We start from the raw sequence: 21,279 nt of genomic DNA, 5'->3' as shown, positions 1-21,279 counted from the left end.
TTAAACAATGAATATTTTAGCTGCTTGCCCTAATAGAATCAAACCTAAGTTATTACGAGAGATGAAAACCGAAGCTCTATTGGTTTTTATTCGTACAACGTTAGAAGAGTATTTTTATCAATTGGATAACCAAGCCATACAATATAACATTGGAAGTGATGAAGATGTTCAATATATATCTTCTACACTTCGAGATTTATTGCATAAACTGCAAGAGTGTGTGGTCAGTTCAACGTACTTAAGAAGTTTAATTGCCAATATGCATAAAAATTCTACTTTAAGAATCATTGCAAAAAAAGAAGAACCTTTGATGGTTTATTATGACAGTATCATAAAAGCTTTGGAAGTCAATATGCACAATGGACAACCTTGGATGCCAGAGTTAATGGTGATTGCACTCTTAAGTGAATGGATAATAGAAGAGGAAAAATCTGTTTTTTTATACCCTTTTTTAGGAAACATCAATTACTTAGAGTTATTAACCATTTATGAGAAAACAAAATTAAATTTGGAAGAGGAAAAAAGAGAGATTATCATGAATATGTATAAAATATCTTCCAACCTTATTTTAAAACTCAAACTGTGCACTTACAAGATGAACAGTCGCAGAAAGAAAAAGAAAAGGCAATAAAAACTATTTATGTATTGAGGTTCTTATTAATCGGTTTCTTCCTTCGGCTTTTGCATCGTAAAGCAGTTCATCGGCATGTTGTAAAATTTCATCAATACATTTGAAATCTTTTTGGTTACTTAAACCTAAACTGATGGTAAATGTTATGGTTTGATTGTTGATATGTAAGGTTGAATTTTCACATCGATTTCTTATCTTTTCACCTATAATTGTGGCTTCTTCTAATGTGGTGTTACCAAAAGTCAGGCAAAATTCTTCACCTCCAATTCGTCCAAAGATAACATCGTCGTCTATGATTTCATTGACAATTGTACAAAATGAGATTAAGATTTTATCGCCTGAAGCATGGCCATATTTGTCATTGATTTGTTTAAAATTATCGATGTCTATGATCAATACACATAAAGGCGTTTTATTTTCTAAAGCCACTTCTAAAAGTTTTTCACTCTCAATAAAGTAATTTCTTCTGTTGTTGATTTTGGTCAAATGATCTTTGTTTGCTAAGGTGTAGAGCTCTGCATTTTTTGTCTGTAATTTTTTGAGTGAACGGGTCAATTGATTGGTTCTTCTTTTGACTTTACTCTCTAAAAGAAAATTTTGTTTTTCGAGTGTTTTTTGATTGTTAAAAATAATGATTAATATAATAAATAAAAACAGAGTGATGAGTACATTAAAAGATAGAATAGTTTTTTTGCCATTTTTGACAATGTCTCTTTCATTTTCGGCAATAATTGAAAAAATATATCTGTTTTGGTTATCAAAAAGTTGAATGTTGTTTTTTAACTTTGTCTCTTCAAAAGAGGTCTTTACTTTTATATTTTTTAAATCTGAAAGGTGGAATGTTAAATCATAATTTTTGTTTTCATATCTATTTGAGAGATAAATTTTGTCAAATATTTTTGTTATTTTAGTCAGTTGAGTGGGGTTAACAATCTCTCCCATATAGAGGTAACCATTTGCTCTTTTTTCTCCATTACTGTCAGAGATTTCCGATTTTGATATGTAGATATAATGTTCTTTATAGTTAAAGAGTGTGTTTTCTGCTTTGCTGTTTTTAAAATGTTGAAAGAGGCTTTTTTCAAAATCTTTTTGGTTATCTTTTAACTCTTTTGATTTATATTTTGAATAAACTGTTTGATTGTCCAGTGTAGAATAGATGATAAAATTAAGATTTAAATCTTCTAATGTATTTGAGCCTTCTCTGAAATTAATAAAAATATAATTTTTATTGGCATCATTCATAAACTGGTAAGTGTCATCCCATTTGCTGTAGTCATTGGCTTTTTGACTGATGGATTGAATATTTTGATTGATGGTTAATAAGAGTGTATTGACGTTACTTTGATTCTGTTTTGACTCAAGTTTTAAAAAATCATTGATAAAAAAGTTGTAACTAATAAGACATAAAAAGGTAATCATAAATATGTAAGTAATAATAAAAAATATAATGTTAAGTTTGATATGTTTTATGTTCACTTTGTCTCTTTCCCTCTTCAAAAAGATTGACTATTAGTATAGCTTAAATTGCTGCAATTTTAATTTCTTAAAATATTATTATTTTAAACTTATTTTAATATTGTAACCAAAATGTTCTTTAATTGACACCTTCATGTAATTATACTTAACTAATATTTAGCTTCAATTCAAATACAAGGAGAGCAAATGGCTAAAAGAATTTTTATAATAGAGTATGCAAAAGGGAGTGATAAAGGGTTTGATGGATTCCGACCCGATACCAAACCAATACTGCAAGCCATTGAAGAAGCCAGCTCTTATAAAACAGAAATTGTTTTTTACAAACCCAATAAAAAATATGAGTTATTGGATTATTTGAAAGAGAATGCGCACAGTGTCATCAGCAGAATCAATCCTGGCAATTTAAAAGAGGTTGATGAATATTTCCAATTTTTGAAGGCTTTAAGCAACTATGGCGTTATTGTTCATACTCACCCTGATGTCATGATTAATTTGGACTTTAAAGACATATTAGCCAAACTTAAAGATACCGAACTGGGAGATAAACAAACCGAGTTTTATCACACTTACAGTGAGTTTGTTACAAAATTTCCCGCACTTTTAAAAGAGTATGGTATACGCGTTTTAAAAACAAACTATGGCTCAACAGGTGAGGGAGTTTATTTGGTTCGTTTAAAAGAGGATGGCTCTATTGTGTCGACGGAAGCGGTGAACAATGACAAATACTATTATGAAAATATCCAAGAGTTTTTAACCAATTTTGAAAAAAAGTTTGAAGAAGAGGGCGAATATGCTGCTTATTTTAAAGGCAAAGTGGGTTTTGTGAATTGTCGATATTTAGAGCGAATTTCTGAGGGTGAAATTCGAGTGTTATTGGTCAATGATAAAATTATCTCTGTCGTACATAAAAAACCGCAAGACGGAGAGTTCTCTGCCACACTTTTTTCGGGAGCAAAATACAAATATGAATCTCCAGAAGCGCCAAAATGGAAAGAGGTGGTTGCACTTACAACCAAAGGCTTAAAAGATCTTAAACCTTTTTTGCATGGACAAAATTTTCCACTGCTATGGACAATGGATTATATTTTGGATTATAATGAAGATAAAAGCGACAAATATGTACTTTCAGAAATCAATTGTTCTTGTGTGGGTATTTCAACCAAACTTCAATATGCCCAAGAAGTTGCCAAAGTTTTTAAAAAAAATTAAATAAAAATTTACAGATAATAATCAATCCTTTTTTAAAATAACTGTAGTAGAATAGTGGAAGAATAAAAGGATTGATAATGAGTGAACGACTCCATGAAATTATTGCTGAAGTTGCTGTGTTGCATGAACATTTTGAAAACAAAAATATATTGCACGATTTAGAGAAAATTCAAGAAAAACTCGAAACAGTTGAAAGTGATGTTAAAGAGCATTACTATAAACTTTTGATGCAATACTACTTTCAAAACAATGATTTGGGAAACTTACAAAAACTTCTTTTAGAGGGCATTAAATTTGATATGCGTTTTGAAGACATCAAAGAAGCCTTTATTCATATAACCAATGAGAATTCTGTCATTGAGTTTTTAGAAGAGAATGTGGTTTTTTTAAAAGATGAAGTCAAAGATGAGTATTTTGAAGCAATGTACAACTATTATGTGAACAATCAAAACCTTCAAATGTATTTGCAAAACTCTTTGGAGTTAATTAAAAAGAACAGATATATTTGTGCCAAAGCATTTAAAAGTGTCCATGAACATGCTGCTTTTTTTATCAATGAAGATTTACTCAAAAGCATACAAGAAGATATGCCCTATTTACTCAAATAAATAGAGTTCTTTTAGAATCTCTATTTGTCGGTTCAGTACAAAATTGAATTTAAACTCACACTCTTTAAGATAGTAAAAAAAGTTCTCCTCTTTCATCCCTTTATATTTTTTGAGATTCTGTTCCAAATATTTCCAAAAAACTCTTAAAGGTGTTTTATACGCTTGTGCCGATTGAACTCTATGCCAGTAAAGAAATTTTTCAAAGTTTTTATCCTCTTCTAAAAGATTTGATTTGGGTAAATCTGGCATTAAGAGTGTGTAAACCAAACCATTGGAGTAAAATCCAATAATATTGATGGCTTCATACAGGGATTTCTCTTTTCTCTCTTTTTGTCGTTGGGTAAAGTAGTAGTACTCTTCATAAGAAGCATTCTCATGAACTGAACGGTTATACAGTGTTTGTAAATACGAAGCAATGAGTTTTCGAAAAAGGGTATAACGGTTTGCAACGGTTCGGTAATTTACATTTAATTGTTTGGCACACGTAATGGCATTGGTGTTACTGCAAAAGGCATTGATGATTGTAAGTTCCAGATTTTTTTTGTTTAACGAGAACTTATATTTGCACACAGAACATTTTTTATAGTTATTTGCCAAGTGATACAAAGGAGCTTTACATTTGGGACATAAAAGGTTATTCATACGACATTGTACCCTAAAGTCCTAAAATTACATAAGAGTAGAGAAAAATTATAGCTTTTTTAAGTTAATTAAAGTAAACTCTCTCAACTGAATATATATTCACAAATAGATTTAAGGAAATACCATGTGTAAAGATTGCGGTTGCAGCATAACAGACCACGAGCACACTCACGAACATCATCATGAACACGACCATGACCATCATGGAGAGCATCACCATCACGATGGGAGTCATGAACATCAACATGCCCATGAAACACTCAATCATAATCCCCAACTCAATGACCCTAAAACCATCTCGGTCATTAAAAAAATTTTAGATAAAAATGACCACGAAGCGGAACACAATCGAGCGCATTTTGACAAACATAATGTGTTGGGAATCAATCTTATGAGCAGTCCAGGAAGTGGAAAAACAACGCTGCTTGAACATTTAAGTTCAATTGCAGATTTTAAATTTGGTGTAGTTGAAGGGGATTTAGAGACCAACAAAGATGCCGACAGACTTATTGCCAAAGGGATCAAAGCCATTCAAATTCAAACGGGAAGTGCCTGTCACTTAGATGCGTTTATGGTGCACAAAGGCCTACACGATATGCCTTTAGATGATATTGATGTCTGTTTTGTAGAAAATGTTGGGAACTTAGTTTGCCCAGCATCATATGATGTGGGAACACATTTAAACATTGTTTTGGTCAGTATCCCAGAAGGTGAAGATAAAATCATCAAATACCCTGTGATGTTCAGAACAGCTGATTTGATTTTAATCACTAAAACAGACTTGCTCCCATACTTTGAGTATGACATTGAAGCTGAAAAAAAAGAGGCAAGAAAACTCAAACCCAGCGTGGATATTTTAGAAGTATCCACCAAAGATGAAAAGAGTCTTCAACGCGTTGTTGATTGGATTAAATTCAAAATGAATAATCGGTAAAATGAAGAATTACAAAGGAAATATATGTGTTTATCAATACCATCAAAAATTACAAAAATAGATACCGAAACCAATATTGCAACTGTTGATACTATGGGCGTTGAAAGACAAGCCTCTTTGGATTTGATTGACCAAGAGGTTAGGGTTGGAGATTATGTGCTGATTCATATTGGTTTTGCCATGAATAAAATCGATGAGGAAGATGCTTTAGAGAGTCTGAAAGTATACGGTGAAATCATTGCTAAAATGGAAGAAGAAGATAGGCAACAGGCCATATTAGATGGTGATAATTGTCTAAATAGAGCCTAAAATGTCATTGCAACTTAAAGATTTGTACGACGGATTTAGAAATCCACAAGCCATCAAAGCTTTAGCTAAACTCATTGAAAAAGAAGCTGCTAAGCTTGAACAATCTATTGGAATTATGGAAGTGTGTGGAGGACATACTCATTCAATTATGAAGTATGGGTTGAATCAACTCTTACCTTCAAATATTGAGTTTATACATGGGCCTGGTTGCCCCGTGTGTGTCATGCCAAAAGAGAGAATTGACCATGCGTATACCCTTTCACTTTTAGACGATGTCATCCTTGTAACTTTGGGGGATATGATAAAAGTGCCTGGAAGCAATGGAAATTTGGCGGATGCCAGAGCCAAAGGTGCGGATGTGCGATTTGTCTATTCTCCCTTAGATACCATAAAAATCGCGTATGAAAACCCCACTAAAAAAGTGATATTTTTTGCTATTGGGTTTGAAACAACCACTCCAATGACCAGTGCTTTGATTCATCAAGTGTTACAAAAAAAGATTAAGAATATTTTGTTTCATATCAATCATATTACGGTACCAGAACCCATGCGTGTTCTGCTTGACGATGACAATCATATTGATGCGTTTATTGGACCCAGTCATGTGAGTGTGATTACGGGAAGTAAAATCTATGAAGAGTTTCCAAGAGATTATGGGAAACCTGTGGTGATCAGTGGGTTTGAACCTGTAGATGTGATGCAGTCTGTGTTGATGTTGGTTCGACAATTCAATGAAAATCGATGTGATTTGGAAATTCAATACTCAAGAAGTGTGACCAAAGAGGGCAGTTTACAAGCCCAAAAACTTAATGCCATCTATTTTACCAAACGTGACCATTTCAGATGGAGAGGCATTGGAGACATTCCAAAAAGTGCCTACAGATTAAAAGATGCGTTTGCCCATATAGATGCAGAAGTGATTTATAAAGATATTTTGCCTACTCAAACCATAGATGACCATAAATTTTGCATGTGTGGAGATATTTTAAAAGGCAAAGCCAACCCAAAAGATTGTAAGGTATTTGGAACCGCGTGTACACCAAGCAACCCATTGGGAAGTTGTATGGTTTCAAGTGAGGGAGCATGTGCTGCATATTATAAGTATGGGAATTTATTGTAAATAAGATGAAGAAATTTTTTATCATAAAAGCGGGTACTACGTTTCAAGAGACCATTTCACAATATGGGGATTTCGACCAATGGATAATGAATGGTCTAAAAGGAGTATCAAGCAAAATAAAAGTTGTTGATATTCAATCGCACGAGCCTTTGCCTCAACTTCATGAATGTGCTGGGGTGATTATTTCAGGTTCTCACTCCATGGTGACAGAACAAGAGCCTTGGAGCATCAAACTTCAAGAGTGGATTGTTGAACTCTTTAATGAGAGTATTCCAATGTTGGGGATTTGTTATGGACACCAATTGATTGCTCAAAGTTTAGGAGGGGTGTGCGGTTATCATCCCAATGGCATGGAGATAGGTACGGTTGAAATAGAGTTAAACAATGAAGGCATCAATGATATTTTGTTTTTAGGGTGCAAACAGAGATTTTTGGCGCATACTGTTCATTCTCAAACGGTATTAAAATTGCCTACTGATGCCATTAACCTTGCCTACAATCAACACGATGCTCATCATGCATTTAAAGTAGGAGAGTGGTGTTGGGGAGTACAGTTTCACCCTGAATACACAACTGAAATTATGGCCTCTTATATTCAAGAGGTTTCAAAAGAGAAAAAACTTGCAAGTGAAGTGTTGCTTCAAAACGTTCAAAAGACACCGTATGCCAATACACTGTTAGAACAATTTGGAAAAATCGTAGAAAAAAGGTTATAAATGACTGAAACAATTAGACTCTCTCACGGGAATGGGGGAAAAGAGAACAATGAACTTATTGGGCAAATATTTTATAAAGCCTTTAAAAATGAGATTCTAGAAAAAAGTGAAGATGCCGCGGTTATTCAAAATGGTACATTGGCATTTAGCACGGACAGTTTTACGGTCAGTCCCATTATTTTTCCTGGGGCAGATATTGGGAAATTGGCTGTTTGTGGTACGTGTAATGATTTGGCGATGATGGGAGCGAAACCAAAGTATTTAACCTGTTCGGTGATTTTAGAAGAGGGGTTTGAAGTTGCTGTTTTAGAGCAAATTGTAGCGTCTATGCAAAAAGAGTTGGTTATCAATGGGGCAATGGTTGTAAGTGGTGATACTAAAGTTGTACCCAAAGGCAGTGTGGATAAAATATTTATTAATACTACGGGTATCGGAGAGATACAAAAATCAGGTATCTCTTCAAACTCTATTACGACTGAGGATACAATTATTGTTTCAAACTCAATTGGAAAACATGGTGCAACAATTTTTGCTTCACGTGAGGGCATAGAGTTAAGCAGCAGTTTAAAATCGGATTGTGCTTCGCTTTGGCCTATTGTTCAAAAGCTTATACAAAATGAGATTCAAATTACCGCACTCAGAGACGCCACTCGAGGTGGAGTGAGTGCGGTGTTAAATGAGTGGGCAAAACAAAGCAATGTTTGCATTGAAATTGAAGAGAAAGAGGTCCCCATTTGTGATGAAGTCAATGGTATTTGTGAACTGCTGGGTTTTGAAGCATTAAGCTTGGCCAATGAAGGAACTTTTGTTTTGGCCATTAAAAATGAAGATGCCCAAAAAGCGTTGGAGGTGTTGCATGGATGTGAAAACTCAACCGAAGCAAAAATTATTGGAAAAGTGACCCAGCAATATGAACAAAAAGTTGTTTTAAATTCAGCTTGGGGTACAAAACGATTTTTAGAAACCCCTACGGGCGAACTTTTACCAAGGATTTGTTAAATGCACGAATATTCAATTGTCCAATCATTATTAGAAAGTTGTGAAGAGCACGCCCAACAAAACAGCGCCAAAAGGGTCACCAAAGTGGTGATAAAAGTTGGAGTATTAAGTGGGGTTGAACCCAGTTTGCTTGAAACGGCATTTAATACTTTTAAAGAACAAACAATTTGTCATGATGCTGAGTTTGTTTTGAATATCCAAGAGGTTGTTATCTCCTGTAAAGAGTGTCAAACCACCTCTACGTTAAGCAAAAGAGAGTTTACTTGTCCCAAGTGCCAAAGCATCAATATTGATGTGATTGATGGCGAAGATATGTATTTGATGTCATTAGAGATGGAGTAAAGTTTTAAATAAGTTTTAGCTATAGTTCCTTAAAATTTTAAATGCAAAGGAAGTTTATGTTGCCTATTGAAGAGTACACAAAAATATTTTTTGGTGTTTTAGCTATTATGGGACCTTTTTCTGCTTTGCCAATATTTGTGAATTTAACTGCGGGGAAATCAGTACAAGAGAAAAATCAATTGGCACTGCATGCCTCTTTTTCAGCTTGGATAATTGCATTATGTTCCGTTTGGTTGGGAGCTTCCATTTTAAGTTTTTTCAATATTTCCATACCTGCTTTTAGAGTTGCAGGGGGAATACTGCTTTTGACATTGGCAATCAATATGATCAATGCAAAAATTCCTGGAGCCAAACAGACCCCAGAGGAGTTAAGTGAAGCCAAAATATCCAATCGTGATTTAGCGATTGTTCCTTTGGCGATTCCATTGATTATGGGGCCAGGTGCTATCTCTACGGTGATTGTTTTTTCCCATTATGCCACAGGCATTGGACACTTATTGATGATGAGTGCCATTGTGAGTGTTTTGATTTTGTATATATTCGTATCTTTAAGAGCGGCAGCTTATTTATCTGCTAAGTTGGGACTCATTGGTATCAATGTGATTTCAAGAATCATGGGATTGATTTTAGCTTCCATAGCCGTGGAGTTTATGGCAAGTGGTTTAACACAACTTTTTCCTGCTTTAGCAGGTTGATTTACCATTGATTTATCCTTGTTCGTTATAATGCAAGGAGAAATTTTAAAAATTATTTATAGGAAAACAATATATGTTATTAATGCAGTTGCAAACAAAAGAGAAATTTGCTTTTTTAGAACTGGCTCACCACTTAGCTAGAATTGACGATGATTTTGGAGAGAATGAAAAAGAGGTTATCTTAGAGTATTGTGCTGAAATGGGAATTGAAGATATGTTGGAGTATGACTCTAAAACCTTTATTTTAGAAGAGGTATTAAAAGATTTTAAATCTAAAAAGAGTCAAAAAATTTTGCTTTTGGAGTTGATGATTTTGGTGCATGCCGATGATAGGTTCGATTTTAAAGAACACATTTTAATCGATACCATCGCAGAGTTTTTTGTAATAGACAAACAAACACTGAGTCACTACTCCTCATGGGGGAAAGCTGTCACGGCTTTGTATATGCAAGGAAAACTTTTTTTGCAAGATGAAGGATGATTTAACATCACGTTTAAATCATCTTTTTTTAAATAATTATGTATTCATTTATACTATTTTGGATAGAATAACGCATGGATTTAATACAAAAGTTAAACGCTCAAGTTGAAAAAGCAAACAAACAATATGAATTGTTAAAATTTGAAAACGATTCTTTAAAGCTGCGGCTGGAAGAATTGAAAGATAAGAATGATGAATTGCTAAAAAATGGTCAAGATATGCTTTTAAAAATTGATAGTACATTGGCGCTTAAAAGTAAGGGTAACTATTGAAAAAGAAAATGACGTTTCACATAAATAATATGGCGTATACCATCAATGTTGCTGATGAGTTAGAGCCAGAAATTATCCGATTTTTATCTCCTGAAAAACATGTCAATACACAAGATCTTCTCTTAGCGTATATACGAAGAACTCAAGAGTTTTATAATTTTAAACAAGATATTAAAGAAATTTCGGATAAATTACCTCCACTTTAATGAAAAAATCATTTTCACTGCTTGAAATCATATTCGTCATTGCCATCATTGCACTTATTCTCTCTTTTGCTTTAAAAAATGGCTTCAGTTTTCTCTCTCATGCTTCAAGTGCAAAAATCAAAACCGACATCGCACTTATTCGAAATGCCATAGCAACAAGTGCCAATAAAAGAGTCTATCATGGGAAATTAGAGTATCCACAAAGACTTGATGATGCTCCTATTAATGTGGAAAATCAACTTTTATTTAAAGGGCTCAATCCGAATGCTTTATTGGAGTATCCTTTGCTCTCTACCTCCAAAGAGCTGAAGAAAAAAGCATCTTGGGTCAAAGTCTCTAATACGGTGTATGGTGTTTTTATTAACAGTGAAACTTTCGTAGAGTTTACGTATGATAATTCAACAGGAAACTTTACGTGCAATTATGAACAAACTGCTTGCAAGGATCTTGATTGAGTGAATATTTTTACGAAGTTGCTCTTTTAAAATCTCCCTTAGAGCCTTTGACCTATAAAAGTCAAACTCCTATAAATATTGGTGCATTGGTGCATGTTACTCTTGCTAGAAGAAAAACCTTCAATGAAGCAGTTGTGGTTAATGCCGTTGAAAAACCCACTTTTAAATGCACCGAAATTGCCGAAGTGACCTCAAAATATTATGATACAAAAATGCTTTTAGTGGCTAAATTTATTTCACAATATTATGTCAGTTCTTTAGGGGAAGCTTTAAGTTTATATACCCCTTTTGAAGTGGTTGAAAAAGTGCAAGCACATCTCTTTGATTCACAAATAGAGTTATCCCAAGAGCAAGAAAAAGCGTTTGAATTTTTAAATCAAAAAAAACAAGGCTTGCTTTTTGCCAACACGGGAAGTGGAAAAACAGAAATTTATATTAAAGCAATTGAAAAACATTTAAACAGTGGCGGACAAGCCATTTTACTTATGCCTGAAATTTCTTTGACGCCCCAAATGCAAAAAAGGTTGGAGCGTGTATTTGGAGATGCCATTGCCATCTGGCACTCAAAAATTACCAAAAAAAGAAAAGAAAAAATCATTCAAGGACTTTTGTGTGGTGAAATCAAACTCATTGCTGGTGCTCGATCAGCGCTGTTTTTACCTTTTGAAAACTTAAGTCTAATCATTGTGGATGAAGAGCACGATGAGTCGTATAAAGCCGATCAAAAACCAAGGTTAAATGTCAAAGATTTATCCATTTATATGGCAAAACAACACGATATTCAGCTGATACTTGGAAGTGCTACTCCCTCCATCTCTTCGTTTCATAAAGTCCCTTATTTTAGAATCAAAAACAGTTTTTTTGAAACTTCTAAAAAGATCAGCTTTTTTGATTCACAAACGGTTTTGAGTTTAAACATAAAAAATAAAATTGAGAATACCTTAAAACAAAAAAAACAAGTCATTGTTTTTTTGCCTACACGTGCGAATTTTAAGTATCAAATATGTTCGGTGTGCGGGAAAAGTGTAGAGTGTCCTTACTGCTCTGTTTCAATGAGCCTGCATAAAAATGCGAAAGCATTAAAGTGCCACTATTGTGGTTATACTCAACAAATACCACAAACGTGTCCCAGTTGTAAAACAGGTATTATTCACAATTTAAGAGTAGGAACTGCCCAAATAGAGGAAGAGTTAAAAGCGCTTTTCCCCAGCAATACTATTGTGCGATTTGACCGAGATACCATTACCACCGATAAAAAACTCAAAGAGGTGTTAAACGATTTTAACAACGAAAAAATTGATATTTTAGTGGGAACACAAATGCTTTCTAAAGGGCATGATTATCACAATGTGACCTTGGCTGTTGTTTTGGGCATTGATTCAGTTTTAAACATGAACTCTTACAAAGCCCGGGAACGAGCCTTGTCATTGCTCATACAAATTGCAGGAAGAAGCGGGAGAAAAGGGTTTGGGGAAGTCATTGTTCAAACCAAAAACAAAGAGTTTTTTGAATACTATTTGCAAGAGCACGATTATGAAAATTTTTTAAAAGATGAACTGATTTTCAGAGAAGATTTGTATCCTCCTTATTTTAAAATGGCAAAAATCATTTTTGCACACACCAATGGGCTAAAAGCCAAAGAGGAGATGAATCACTATGTGCATCTGTTTAAAGAGCTTAAAGAGGTTGAAATGGTTGGCTTTGGAGAGTGTGTTGTCTCAAAAATTGCCAACAAATATCGTTTTGAAATTATTCTGAGATCTTCAAATATAAAAGCATTGATTCAAACACTGCACAGTGTGAACTCTTCGCTTGCAATCATTGATATGGATACAATAAAATAAAGCCTTTATTAATTTTAAAAAAACAATTTTCCCCCTTATAGCTTCTTAAAACTTTTTTAGGTAAAATTCGCCAAATCTATAAAGGAAATTTATGATATTTACTAAAGAAGAATTTAAAACAAAAGTGGAAGAGATTCAATCTCAAAGCTGGTACAGAAATCCAATTGGTTTTGGAATTGCACGAGTTGACCGAGGTCAAATTAATAGAGATAAAATATTACAAGCAACTTTCCCTGTAATAAACTGGAATGAAAATTTTGGAGCAGCTGCTGTATATTTAAATGCATTAAAAGAAGCGGGTATGAATGTAGATACTTCAAACTCTGAATTGGTATGCAATGTAAATGATACCTTTTTAACCTCTTGTATAGAGACATTCAGACCTTATATTCCTGAAGCTAAGGGAGATGAACACAAAAATGTTCAAGTAATTTCAAATCTTGCTTCATTGCCATTAGAGTCAGGTTTAGGTGCAGATGATTTTAAAGTGGTATTTATTTTTGAAGATACAAACCCACAATCAACAGAAGGGGTATATTTAAAACTTTATGCACTTTCAACAGGTAAAGCAAAATTAAGAAGTTTAAACTTAAATGGTGCATTTGGTAAATTACATAACTGTGCTTGGACAACAGGTTCTACTCCAATTGAACTTGATTGGTTAAGAGAGAATGAAATTGCACTTAAATTGGCCAATAAATACCCAGAAATTATCATGGTAGATAAATTCCCAAGATTCTTATCGCATGTTATACCTGCGGATAACACCAGAATTTTAGAGACAAGTAAAGTAAGATTTGGAGCACAATTAGCAGCAGGTACGACTGTTATGCCAGGTGCTGCGTATGTTAACTTTAATGCTGGAACCGAAGGTGTGGTTATGGTTGAAGGAAGAATTTCTTCTTCTGCTGTGGTTGGTGCTGGTTCTGATGTTGGTGGAGGAGCGTCTATTTTAGGTGTTCTTTCTGGAACCGATGGAGTGCCAGTTTCTATTGGTGAAAATACATTGCTTGGTGCAAACTCTTGTACAGGTACTGCCATTGGTGATGGTTGTATTTTAGATGCAGGTGTTACTATCTTACCAGGAACTAAAATTGCACTTTCTGAAAAAGCTGTGGCACAAATTCAAGAAATTAATCCTGATAAAGAGATTAAAACTTCTATGAAAGGAAGTGAATTTTTTGGAGTGAATGGGGTACATTTTAGAGTAAATTCATCGAATGGTCAAACCATTGCAATGCGAAGTACAAGAGAAGTAAAACTTAACGCAGATTTACATTAATCGTATTTATAAAGTGGCTATTTTAAGGCAACAATCATAAGATTGTTGCCTTTTTTTATGGATTTAATTAGTAATCCTTAGTATTATTTAAGTATAATAGTCAAATAAATGGCACTATCAAAACGAGGGTAACATGAAAATATACATTTTGAGTTTATACACAATTTTAGTTCTAACTGGTTGCACACTTTCTGACAAAAATTTTTCAAACAAAGATGAAGTTTCTAATATTCATAACAGCGATTACCGTAATAATTTGGCACTGCATGATGCCATCAGAGCCAAAGATTTTAAAATTGCAGAACTTTTAATTAATACCGGTTCAAAGTTAAATGTAAAAGACAAATATGGTTACACACCACTTCACTTAACCGCAATTTTTAATGAAGATAAAACAGCGGAACTTTTGATTCAAAAAGACGCAATTGTTGATAATGTGGATCGATACGGTGATACTCCTTTGATTGACAGTACAAGAAATGATTTTAATAATATTTCAAGAATTATGGTTTGTGCGGGTATTAAAGTGGATGTTGCAGATAAAAATGGAATTACTCCTTTGCACTATGCTTCAAAAAACAACAATCTCTATTTGGCCCAATTATTAACGACAAAACATCTCGAACCTTTTTGTAAAGAGGGTTTAAGCATCACGCTCCAACCAAGCATACAAACGGCTGAGACTACGCCAAACATTTGTGGAACAGCACAAAAGGGAATACTTAATGACGTGAGTGTTACTATTTTAGATGCACTTGAACAACCTTATGGACCATTTATGGCAAAGATTGATGAAACAGGGCAAAACTGGTGCGCCAAAGTGACAACACCTTTGCCTGTAGGAGAATATCATATTCAGGCAAAGGCAAAAAGTAAAGCATTAACCAAAGCAGAAGCCACATCTAAACTTGAAGTTATAGAAGCCAAAGAGGGAGTTGTTGAAACACCTTTGCAAGAAGATTTTTTTACACAACCAACCCAACAAACTACTTCTGATGCTAAATCCTTACATGATGCATTATTTGAAGAGTTTAAAGATGATTTTTATGTTTGGAATGCGGTTTTAAGTGATGATTTGTCCATTCGTTTTAAAGACCCTATTTTGTTATTTAAATCGGGGAACAGTGATTTGTCCTCCTCATATAAAAAAATCTTAAATAACTTTATCCCACGATACATTACTCTTTTAAAAAAGTATAAAGACCAAATTGCCAGTGTTGAGATACAAGGGCACACCTCTTCTGATTATAGTTCAGCTAATACTGATGAGGAGAAATTCAAAAAAAATGAAACCCTCTCGTTAAAAAGAGCCAACAGAGTGTTGAATTTTATTTTAGCAAGTCAGAATGAATCGGTTATTGACAATCTTGATTGGATTGAGCAATACTTTAAAGCAGTCGGAAAATCTTCATCGCAGTTGATTACAAATGATGATGGAACCGAAAATAAAGAGTTATCAAAAAGAGTAGAGTTTAAAATCATTTTACGTTGAAATTAACTCTTAAAATGACTGCTTTGTAGAAATTTATTTAAAGCATTCGCAAATTGCTGTGCATCTTTTGCCCCAAAAGGTTTTGGTCCTTTTGTCTGTTCTCCACTCTCTCGTATCTCTTGCATTAAGTTTCTTATGGCCAAATAGTGTTTGATGTTATCGTGAGTATAAATTTCACCTCGATGATCGATGGCATAGACATTTTTTTCCAAACATCGATTTGCCAGTGGAATGTCTGCTGTGATAACCAAATCATTTTCATTGAGCCGTTCAACAATTTTATTATCCGCTTCATCTGCACCTTGTTCAACAATGAGATACTCAATATGCGTTGAATTGCCAATAACAATCTTTTTATTCGCAACAACTAAAGTGGGAAGTTGCAACTTTTCTATTGCTCTTAAAATAATGGGTTTGAGTAAATTTGGGAAAGCATCGCCATCGATAAACAGTTTCATTTTTCTCTTTTGTGTAATTAATGAACTAAGTATAATATTTTTTATCCACATTCCTAATAAAAAAGATATAATTGCACTACTATTTAAAAGGAAACCTTATGTCAGAAGAGAACGCAGACGTTATTATCGAAGAAATTATTGTTAAAGAGACAACTGCTCAAGAATCATTTAAACCAAAACCTAAAAAAACGAAAAAAGATGATGGCAAAAAAGCAAAATTGAGCAAAAAAAAGAAAGCACGATTGGTGCTGAAAAAAGAGTCGGCCAAACGAAAAGAAGTGAAAAAGAAAAAAGCTAAAAAAAGAGCAAAACAGACAAAAAATAAAAATAAATAGCTCTTTTAATTGAACTATTTTAGTCTTAAGAAATAGTTCAACTCTTTCTCATATTCTCTAATAATCGCCTCATTATGATGCTTTTTAGCTCCCTTTAATAATAGGGAAGTTTTATAAATCAATTCATCTACAACCGCACTTTTAAATTCTGAATCCAGATGTTTTTTTAACGCTTTTATTCTAAACGTATCAATGAGTTTTGTATCAAAGGAGAGTTGATTTTTATGCCCTGCGTATTTTATGGTTAATTTTTCATTGATGAGTTTGATGGGAAACTCTTTTAGCACTCTAAGCCAAAAATCATAATCTTCACATACGTTTAACGATTCATCAAACATACCAACAGTATCAAATATTTTTTTATGAGAAAAAAAAGTTGATGTCCCAATTTTACAAAGGCGTAATGAGTTTAAAAAGGTGGGTTCCTCTTTTTGTTGATGGCTTTTAAGTGCAATGATTTTGCCATCTCTTACCCATAACTCATCGCTGAAAGAAGCCAATATCTCTTGATGTTGTTGATGATAAGTTACATGTTTTTCTATTTTTTGAGTTTCCCATACATCATCTGAATCCAAAAAAGCAATCCACTCATTTTTTGCAAGCAAAATACCTCGATTTCTGGCACTTGAAACCCCTTTATTGGGCTGTTGAATGTACGTGATGTCCAAATGGCGTAAAAGCTCTTTGGTGTTATCATTTGAGCCATCATCAATGACAATAATTTCATCTATTTTATACGTTTGTTTTTGAACACTTTGAATGCAATTAAGGATAAAGTTGGCTCGATTAAACGTAGGGATAATAACACTGATTTTCATGGAATCAGTTAAACAAATCTTGGGGGTTTATGTGGGCACTGTTTTTTGTGGCTTGAAAGGTCAAAGAGTCATTGACTCGACCCACAACATACCCTTTGTGAATCCATTTACCAATTTTAAGGGTGGGTGAGATTTGATCTAAATGAGAATAAATCGTATGCAAGCCATTTTTGTGTTGTATAATGACCACATTTTCGAGCATACCAGAATCTTTTTTGGCATAAACAACTTTGCCATCTAAGACGCTGTATACTTTTGCTTTCTCTTCATTTGATTTTAAAACCACCGATTCATTAAAGAGTTTAATTTTATAAACGGGGTCAAAGTATGTACCAAACTTTTTGGTTACGGTGTATGATTTTAGAGGTGAAATGGTTTTTGTTCCTCTGTATTTTCCAATTTTAACGCCTGCTGTTGAGGAACCCAACATTCTCACATCTAAGTCAATATTTTTTGCGAATCGTTTTTCTGATACATCTGTAGTGTTCTCTTTTTGACTCTTTTTAAATTCACGTTCTTTTTTCTGACGGGCAAGTTTTTGGGCGCGTTCTTGCTCTTTTTTTAACTCTTCGCCTTTTAAAATATTGAGTTTCCCCAACAAATCAGAGAGGGATTTTTGTTTTTGAATCACACTTTTAAGTTCATCTTGGTAGGCCAAATGTTTTTGTTCTAAGGATTGAATGGTTTTTTCTTGCTTCTCTTGCAGTTGGGTTAAACTCTGTTTTCTTTTTACACTCACTTGTATATAGGCTTTGAGTTTGACAATATCATTCTCATTTTCAGCTTTTTTGTTGGAAATCAGCATATATTGGTTGTTCAGCCGTATAATCTCATCTTTTGAATTTTGTGAGAGTACATTGTATAACTCTGAGTCAATGAGTTCATTCAATGATTTTTTGGAAGCCAAATCTAAAGCAAATGCCCAAGAAAAATTATCGATAATGATTTTAACAATCTCCTCTTCACTCTTCTCTTTTTGCTCTTTTAATTCAACGGCTCTTTTTTCTGACTCTTCCAATTTTGTTTGTGCAGCATTTAAATCATTTTTATGTTTACGAATAATTTGGGAGATGATTTCAATTTTATTTTCAATCTTTTTTAATGTGAGGCTTTGTGAATTGATTTCATCTGAAAGCAGTTTTATTTTAAATTTGGTTCGTTGATTTTTTTTGGCATTCTCTTCAAGTATGGCTTGACTGTTTTCGATTTTTTTTTCAATATTAGCCGTTGAAGCATAGAGATACAAAGATAAAAGAAAAATGCTTAAGAGTAATTTGATCATTTGGTTAATTTGTATTTAAATAAAACACCAATAATGGTTGTTATTGATATGACCATTGATAAAACAAACAAAGACAAAATCTCTTTATCCAAAGTAGGGTGAATATCAATAATCGAGTTGAGTTCAGGAGGAAAAACCAAAGTCAAATTATTAAAAACAAAATAGAGCAGCCCACTTACAATAAAAAAGGCAATCAAAGCACTGATAATAGCATCTCGTATTACAACAGAGGCACTGTATATAATGGAAGCACCATGCAGTTGCATGATGGCAATTTTTTCATGGTGTTCAAAAAACCACAACTGTATCTGTTTTGAAAATAAAATGATTGAAAAAATCAAAGAGATGACAAAAAAGGTGATAATTGTTTTTTGATTTAAGACCAAAAGTGAGAATATTTTATTGTGATCTTTGGAAAAAATCTCTATTTTTTTAACGTTAGGAATTTTTGAAAGTTCCTCTTTAATGGTATCCAGTTGGGTCGTTGTTGGAAAAGTGTCTAAGTTGATGGTATAAAAATACGGAAGCCTTTGTTTGAGTAAAAAAATCGAATTCTCAGAGAGTGAATCTTTGACTTTATTGATAATTTGACTCTTATCCAAGGTTACAATCTTTTTGACTTTAATGCCCGCTAAAGAGTTAATATCATCTTTAATTAAGGGTGTGTTGGTAATGACAACAATAGAGTAGTCATCGGATATTTTTGTTTTATAGTTGTCAATAATCTCTGTTGTAAACATATACATAGAGAAGGTTATGAGCATAATAGACAAAGGAATAATAAATGAGACAATATTTCTCATACATGAAAAGAATTTTCTAGCAGACTTCATAAATGATCCCATCTTCAATAGAGAGTTGTCTGAAGACTATACCAAAATTTTTGGGAACTCTGTGCGTTACAACAACAATGGTAATGCCCAATTGTTCATTGGCATTTTTAAGTAAATTCCAAACCAAGTCAGCAGAGTGTTCATCTAAGTTCCCTGTGGGCTCATCGGCGATGATAATTTTAGGGTTGTGTGCCAAAGCACGGGCAACTGCGACTCGTTGTTGTTCTCCCCCACTTAATTCACTGGGGTAAAAGCCCTCTCTGTGACTCAGTTTTACGTGCGATAAGAGTTTGATGGCTTGTTGTCTTGAAACATCGTTTGAATAGCCATTGATTTTTAAAGGCAACATGATATTCTCTTCAATTGTCCACTCTTTGACCAATTTATAATCTTGAAAAATAATGCCCAAGTTTTTTCGTACATCACGTAATGTTTTACTGAAAGGAGAAGACATTTTTTGATTGTCAATGGTCAACAGACCATGCCGCAAAGAGATATCACCATAAAACGATTTTAAAAGTGTAGATTTCCCGCTACCACTTGCTCCTCCTATAAATACAAACTCTTTGGGTTTGATATGGAAGTTCCCTTTTTTGATAATAAATCGGTTATCATCGTATGAAAGATAGATCTCTTTGGCTTTAATCATGACATAAAATCTCTTTTAATTTATGGTGTGCTTTTAAGTTGGCACTTGTAGGAATAGGGTTGCCTTGAAAGTATGAAACTTTACCTTCATTGATAACAATATACTTACTGACAGGTTTATTAAAACTTCCAAAAGTGAGTTTAATCAAACCACTGTTTTCATTGATTTCAAAGATATCTTCAACGTGCAAAACAAAACCATCTTCAACAATAGAGTTGGTACTGATGGAGGTTTTAATGTGTGAAAAGTCAACGCTTTTTTCAAATGAAAAATCTTTATTTACTGTGATTTCTTCATCTTCATGTTGGCATTGTAAAACAACATCATAAATATTTTTTCCCTGCTTTTTCCAACGATCTTCATATTTACTTGAAACTTGCAAATCTTTGTTAATATCAATGGTAATTCGTCCAGTAGGAAGATGGGTCAATAAAGAAGTGCAATAATCAAAATATTTTCGACTGTCGGTTCTTAACTCTAAGGTGCCATTGATTTTAAGTATTCTTAATGCTTCATTGATAAACTCACTGCTGTAGACTCTTCTGTGTGGTTTTTTATCCCAAGGAACAGGAAAGTGAACAAAGATTTTACTCACACTGTTGGATTTGATAAACTCCATAAAAAGTCGCGCATCGTAATTGACTGCTAAGATATTGGTGATGTTTTGAATTTTGACATGTTTGAGCATCTGCTCAATTGAAGGGGTATGAATTTCAAGCCCAATAAATTGTACATCGGGATTTTGTGTGGCTTGGTGAATCAAGTGACGCCCACTTCCAAACCCAATCTCTATTTGAATCTCTTTTTTAGTATCAAAGTCGTTGACAAAATACTCAATATCTTTTAAATACTCTTTTTGCGGTTCAAGTTTATGGTGAATGTTATTGGTATTTGAAAAAAGTACATTCGCATTGGCAGCTTTGACATAAGCATTTAACGCGTCTTTGACAATATTGACAGGAGTCACTCGCGTGACTTTGTCGGCTTTAATCATGATATTGTCATCTTTTTCTTTCAAGGTCAAAAGAAAATCTTTGTTTTCATTGGTCACACCAACTTTATACTCAATTTTTCGGTGCGCTTTATTAAAGTTAAAAGAAGCAGCAATGAAATTAAAAAAGACTCCATCTTGTGATGTTGGAGTCTTTATTGGTGTGTTTTTGTTAAATACAATGTGAGGCATCTGTTATT

The 21,279-nt window shown here is 33.6% G+C and carries 26 protein-coding genes; 18 read left to right on the top strand and 8 right to left on the bottom strand.

The window, feature by feature from the left end; all coding sequences use genetic code 11:
* Window positions 1–7 precede the first annotated feature (7 nt).
* Window positions 8–631, top strand: a complete 624-nt coding sequence (locus ACNI3C_RS11955; protein WP_419770033.1) for a hypothetical protein — start codon at window positions 8–10, stop codon at window positions 629–631.
* A gap of 3 nt (window positions 632–634) precedes the next feature.
* On the opposite strand, the gene ACNI3C_RS11950 is transcribed toward ACNI3C_RS11955, so the two are convergent.
* Complete coding sequence (locus ACNI3C_RS11950; RefSeq protein ID WP_419770032.1) at window positions 635–2,107, bottom strand: sensor domain-containing diguanylate cyclase; 1,473 nt, start codon at window positions 2,105–2,107, stop codon at window positions 635–637.
* Window positions 2,108–2,293: 186 nt separating this feature from the next.
* Between ACNI3C_RS11950 and ACNI3C_RS11945 the strand changes: the two genes are divergently transcribed.
* Both ACNI3C_RS11945 and ACNI3C_RS11940 read left to right on the top strand, forming a co-directional pair.
* A complete protein-coding gene (locus ACNI3C_RS11945; protein WP_419770031.1) occupies window positions 2,294–3,316 on the top strand; it encodes a Cj0069 family protein in 1,023 nt (340 codons plus the stop codon).
* A gap of 77 nt (window positions 3,317–3,393) precedes the next feature.
* The gene (locus tag ACNI3C_RS11940; RefSeq protein WP_419770030.1) at window positions 3,394–3,924 is read left to right on the top strand and encodes a hypothetical protein; all 531 of its coding nucleotides are present in this window, start codon (window positions 3,394–3,396) and stop codon (window positions 3,922–3,924) included.
* Here the strand turns inward: ACNI3C_RS11940 and ACNI3C_RS11935 are convergent.
* Window positions 3,913–4,566 (bottom strand): hypothetical protein, encoded by a 654-nt coding sequence (locus ACNI3C_RS11935; RefSeq protein ID WP_419770029.1) that lies wholly within the window; start codon window positions 4,564–4,566, stop codon window positions 3,913–3,915. The genes ACNI3C_RS11940 and ACNI3C_RS11935 overlap by 12 nt on opposite strands.
* A gap of 124 nt (window positions 4,567–4,690) precedes the next feature.
* Between ACNI3C_RS11935 and hypB the strand changes: the two genes are divergently transcribed.
* The 14 genes from hypB (at window position 4,691) to ACNI3C_RS11865 (ending at window position 15,713) form a co-directional block, all read left to right on the top strand.
* On the top strand, window positions 4,691–5,500 hold the full coding sequence (gene hypB / locus ACNI3C_RS11930) for a hydrogenase nickel incorporation protein HypB (protein WP_419770028.1): 810 nt from the start codon (window positions 4,691–4,693) through the stop codon (window positions 5,498–5,500).
* A 24-nt stretch (window positions 5,501–5,524) separates the two neighbouring features.
* Window positions 5,525–5,809, top strand: coding sequence for a HypC/HybG/HupF family hydrogenase formation chaperone (locus ACNI3C_RS11925; RefSeq protein ID WP_419770027.1), 285 nt, complete (start codon window positions 5,525–5,527; stop codon window positions 5,807–5,809).
* Window position 5,810: 1 nt separating this feature from the next.
* Window positions 5,811–6,929, top strand: coding sequence for a hydrogenase formation protein HypD (gene hypD, locus ACNI3C_RS11920; protein WP_419770026.1), 1,119 nt, complete (start codon window positions 5,811–5,813; stop codon window positions 6,927–6,929).
* Between the two features lie 5 nt (window positions 6,930–6,934).
* Entirely contained in the window at window positions 6,935–7,645 is a 711-nt protein-coding gene (locus ACNI3C_RS11915) for a glutamine amidotransferase (protein WP_419770025.1), read from the top strand.
* On the top strand, window positions 7,646–8,644 hold the full coding sequence (hypE, locus tag ACNI3C_RS11910) for a hydrogenase expression/formation protein HypE (protein ID WP_419770024.1): 999 nt from the start codon (window positions 7,646–7,648) through the stop codon (window positions 8,642–8,644). It begins immediately after the preceding gene.
* A complete protein-coding gene (gene hypA / locus ACNI3C_RS11905; protein ID WP_419770023.1) occupies window positions 8,645–8,986 on the top strand; it encodes a hydrogenase/urease nickel incorporation protein HypA in 342 nt (113 codons plus the stop codon).
* A gap of 56 nt (window positions 8,987–9,042) precedes the next feature.
* The gene (locus ACNI3C_RS11900; RefSeq protein WP_419770022.1) at window positions 9,043–9,681 is read left to right on the top strand and encodes a MarC family protein; all 639 of its coding nucleotides are present in this window, start codon (window positions 9,043–9,045) and stop codon (window positions 9,679–9,681) included.
* A 73-nt stretch (window positions 9,682–9,754) separates the two neighbouring features.
* Window positions 9,755–10,162, top strand: coding sequence for a TerB family tellurite resistance protein (locus ACNI3C_RS11895; RefSeq protein ID WP_419770021.1), 408 nt, complete (start codon window positions 9,755–9,757; stop codon window positions 10,160–10,162).
* 74 nt (window positions 10,163–10,236) lie between these two features.
* The gene (locus tag ACNI3C_RS11890) at window positions 10,237–10,434 is read left to right on the top strand and encodes a hypothetical protein (protein WP_419770020.1); all 198 of its coding nucleotides are present in this window, start codon (window positions 10,237–10,239) and stop codon (window positions 10,432–10,434) included.
* Window positions 10,431–10,640 carry a hypothetical protein gene (locus ACNI3C_RS11885; protein WP_419770019.1) on the top strand — a complete coding sequence of 70 codons (210 nt, stop codon included), beginning with the start codon at window positions 10,431–10,433 and terminating at the stop codon, window positions 10,638–10,640. Before ACNI3C_RS11890 ends, ACNI3C_RS11885 begins: the two co-directional genes overlap by 4 nt.
* The gene (locus ACNI3C_RS11880; RefSeq protein ID WP_419770018.1) at window positions 10,640–11,095 is read left to right on the top strand and encodes a type II secretion system protein; all 456 of its coding nucleotides are present in this window, start codon (window positions 10,640–10,642) and stop codon (window positions 11,093–11,095) included. Before ACNI3C_RS11885 ends, ACNI3C_RS11880 begins: the two co-directional genes overlap by 1 nt.
* Window positions 11,092–12,939 (top strand): primosomal protein N', encoded by a 1,848-nt coding sequence (locus ACNI3C_RS11875; protein ID WP_419770017.1) that lies wholly within the window; start codon window positions 11,092–11,094, stop codon window positions 12,937–12,939. The genes ACNI3C_RS11880 and ACNI3C_RS11875 overlap by 4 nt, the downstream gene beginning before the upstream one ends.
* Window positions 12,940–13,030: 91 nt before the next feature.
* Window positions 13,031–14,221 (top strand): tetrahydrodipicolinate N-succinyltransferase N-terminal domain-containing protein, encoded by a 1,191-nt coding sequence (locus ACNI3C_RS11870; RefSeq protein ID WP_419770016.1) that lies wholly within the window; start codon window positions 13,031–13,033, stop codon window positions 14,219–14,221.
* 133 nt (window positions 14,222–14,354) lie between these two features.
* Window positions 14,355–15,713 (top strand): ankyrin repeat domain-containing protein, encoded by a 1,359-nt coding sequence (locus ACNI3C_RS11865; RefSeq protein ID WP_419770015.1) that lies wholly within the window; start codon window positions 14,355–14,357, stop codon window positions 15,711–15,713.
* Between the two features lie 2 nt (window positions 15,714–15,715).
* Here the strand turns inward: ACNI3C_RS11865 and ACNI3C_RS11860 are convergent, their stop codons facing one another.
* Window positions 15,716–16,171, bottom strand: coding sequence for a YaiI/YqxD family protein (locus tag ACNI3C_RS11860; RefSeq protein WP_419770014.1), 456 nt, complete (start codon window positions 16,169–16,171; stop codon window positions 15,716–15,718).
* 98 nt (window positions 16,172–16,269) lie between these two features.
* Here ACNI3C_RS11860 and ACNI3C_RS11855 point away from each other — a divergent pair, with 98 nt between their 5' ends.
* Complete coding sequence (locus ACNI3C_RS11855) at window positions 16,270–16,506, top strand: hypothetical protein (RefSeq protein ID WP_419770013.1); 237 nt, start codon at window positions 16,270–16,272, stop codon at window positions 16,504–16,506.
* A gap of 14 nt (window positions 16,507–16,520) precedes the next feature.
* Here the strand turns inward: ACNI3C_RS11855 and ACNI3C_RS11850 are convergent, their stop codons facing one another.
* Genes ACNI3C_RS11850 through trmB form a run of 5 tightly spaced genes read right to left on the bottom strand, consistent with a single transcriptional unit; the run spans window position 16,521 to window position 21,271 of the window.
* Window positions 16,521–17,324 (bottom strand): glycosyltransferase, encoded by an 804-nt coding sequence (locus ACNI3C_RS11850; protein WP_419770012.1) that lies wholly within the window; start codon window positions 17,322–17,324, stop codon window positions 16,521–16,523.
* A gap of 4 nt (window positions 17,325–17,328) precedes the next feature.
* A complete protein-coding gene (locus ACNI3C_RS11845) occupies window positions 17,329–18,606 on the bottom strand; it encodes a murein hydrolase activator EnvC family protein (protein WP_419770011.1) in 1,278 nt (425 codons plus the stop codon).
* Complete coding sequence (locus ACNI3C_RS11840) at window positions 18,603–19,439, bottom strand: permease-like cell division protein FtsX (protein ID WP_419770010.1); 837 nt, start codon at window positions 19,437–19,439, stop codon at window positions 18,603–18,605. The genes ACNI3C_RS11845 and ACNI3C_RS11840 overlap by 4 nt, the downstream gene beginning before the upstream one ends.
* Window positions 19,426–20,088 (bottom strand): cell division ATP-binding protein FtsE, encoded by a 663-nt coding sequence (locus ACNI3C_RS11835; protein ID WP_419770009.1) that lies wholly within the window; start codon window positions 20,086–20,088, stop codon window positions 19,426–19,428. The genes ACNI3C_RS11840 and ACNI3C_RS11835 overlap by 14 nt, the downstream gene beginning before the upstream one ends.
* Window positions 20,081–21,271 carry a tRNA (guanosine(46)-N7)-methyltransferase TrmB gene (gene trmB, locus ACNI3C_RS11830; RefSeq protein WP_419770008.1) on the bottom strand — a complete coding sequence of 397 codons (1,191 nt, stop codon included), beginning with the start codon at window positions 21,269–21,271 and terminating at the stop codon, window positions 20,081–20,083. Before trmB ends, ACNI3C_RS11835 begins: the two co-directional genes overlap by 8 nt.
* Window positions 21,272–21,279 lie beyond the last annotated feature (8 nt).

This window comes from Marinarcus sediminis (SeqCode) (assembly GCF_048571275.1).
Classification (GTDB): domain Bacteria; phylum Campylobacterota; class Campylobacteria; order Campylobacterales; family Arcobacteraceae; genus Marinarcus; species Marinarcus sediminis.
This window is presented reverse-complemented; position numbering and strand designations above follow the sequence as displayed.

Bases quoted from the DNA above. Each gene is read 5' to 3' on its own strand.
- ACNI3C_RS11955 (WP_419770033.1), top strand. From the start codon at position 8: ATGAATATTTTAGCTGCTTGCCCTAATAGAATCAAACCTAAGTTATTA.
- ACNI3C_RS11945 (WP_419770031.1), top strand. From the start codon at position 2,294: ATGGCTAAAAGAATTTTTATAATAGAGTATGCAAAAGGGAGTGATAAA.
- ACNI3C_RS11940 (WP_419770030.1), top strand. From the start codon at position 3,394: ATGAGTGAACGACTCCATGAAATTATTGCTGAAGTTGCTGTGTTGCAT.
- ACNI3C_RS11935 (WP_419770029.1), bottom strand. From the start codon at position 4,566: ATGAATAACCTTTTATGTCCCAAATGTAAAGCTCCTTTGTATCACTTG.
- hypB (WP_419770028.1), top strand. From the start codon at position 4,691: ATGTGTAAAGATTGCGGTTGCAGCATAACAGACCACGAGCACACTCAC.
- ACNI3C_RS11925 (WP_419770027.1), top strand. From the start codon at position 5,525: ATGTGTTTATCAATACCATCAAAAATTACAAAAATAGATACCGAAACC.
- hypD (WP_419770026.1), top strand. From the start codon at position 5,811: ATGTCATTGCAACTTAAAGATTTGTACGACGGATTTAGAAATCCACAA.
- ACNI3C_RS11915 (WP_419770025.1), top strand. From the start codon at position 6,935: ATGAAGAAATTTTTTATCATAAAAGCGGGTACTACGTTTCAAGAGACC.
- hypE (WP_419770024.1), top strand. From the start codon at position 7,646: ATGACTGAAACAATTAGACTCTCTCACGGGAATGGGGGAAAAGAGAAC.
- hypA (WP_419770023.1), top strand. From the start codon at position 8,645: ATGCACGAATATTCAATTGTCCAATCATTATTAGAAAGTTGTGAAGAG.
- ACNI3C_RS11900 (WP_419770022.1), top strand. From the start codon at position 9,043: ATGTTGCCTATTGAAGAGTACACAAAAATATTTTTTGGTGTTTTAGCT.
- ACNI3C_RS11895 (WP_419770021.1), top strand. From the start codon at position 9,755: ATGTTATTAATGCAGTTGCAAACAAAAGAGAAATTTGCTTTTTTAGAA.
- ACNI3C_RS11890 (WP_419770020.1), top strand. From the start codon at position 10,237: ATGGATTTAATACAAAAGTTAAACGCTCAAGTTGAAAAAGCAAACAAA.
- ACNI3C_RS11880 (WP_419770018.1), top strand. From the start codon at position 10,640: ATGAAAAAATCATTTTCACTGCTTGAAATCATATTCGTCATTGCCATC.
- ACNI3C_RS11870 (WP_419770016.1), top strand. From the start codon at position 13,031: ATGATATTTACTAAAGAAGAATTTAAAACAAAAGTGGAAGAGATTCAA.
- ACNI3C_RS11865 (WP_419770015.1), top strand. From the start codon at position 14,355: ATGAAAATATACATTTTGAGTTTATACACAATTTTAGTTCTAACTGGT.
- ACNI3C_RS11860 (WP_419770014.1), bottom strand. From the start codon at position 16,171: ATGAAACTGTTTATCGATGGCGATGCTTTCCCAAATTTACTCAAACCC.
- ACNI3C_RS11855 (WP_419770013.1), top strand. From the start codon at position 16,270: ATGTCAGAAGAGAACGCAGACGTTATTATCGAAGAAATTATTGTTAAA.
- ACNI3C_RS11850 (WP_419770012.1), bottom strand. From the start codon at position 17,324: ATGAAAATCAGTGTTATTATCCCTACGTTTAATCGAGCCAACTTTATC.
- ACNI3C_RS11845 (WP_419770011.1), bottom strand. From the start codon at position 18,606: ATGATCAAATTACTCTTAAGCATTTTTCTTTTATCTTTGTATCTCTAT.
- ACNI3C_RS11840 (WP_419770010.1), bottom strand. From the start codon at position 19,439: ATGAAGTCTGCTAGAAAATTCTTTTCATGTATGAGAAATATTGTCTCA.
- ACNI3C_RS11835 (WP_419770009.1), bottom strand. From the start codon at position 20,088: ATGATTAAAGCCAAAGAGATCTATCTTTCATACGATGATAACCGATTT.
- trmB (WP_419770008.1), bottom strand. From the start codon at position 21,271: ATGCCTCACATTGTATTTAACAAAAACACACCAATAAAGACTCCAACA.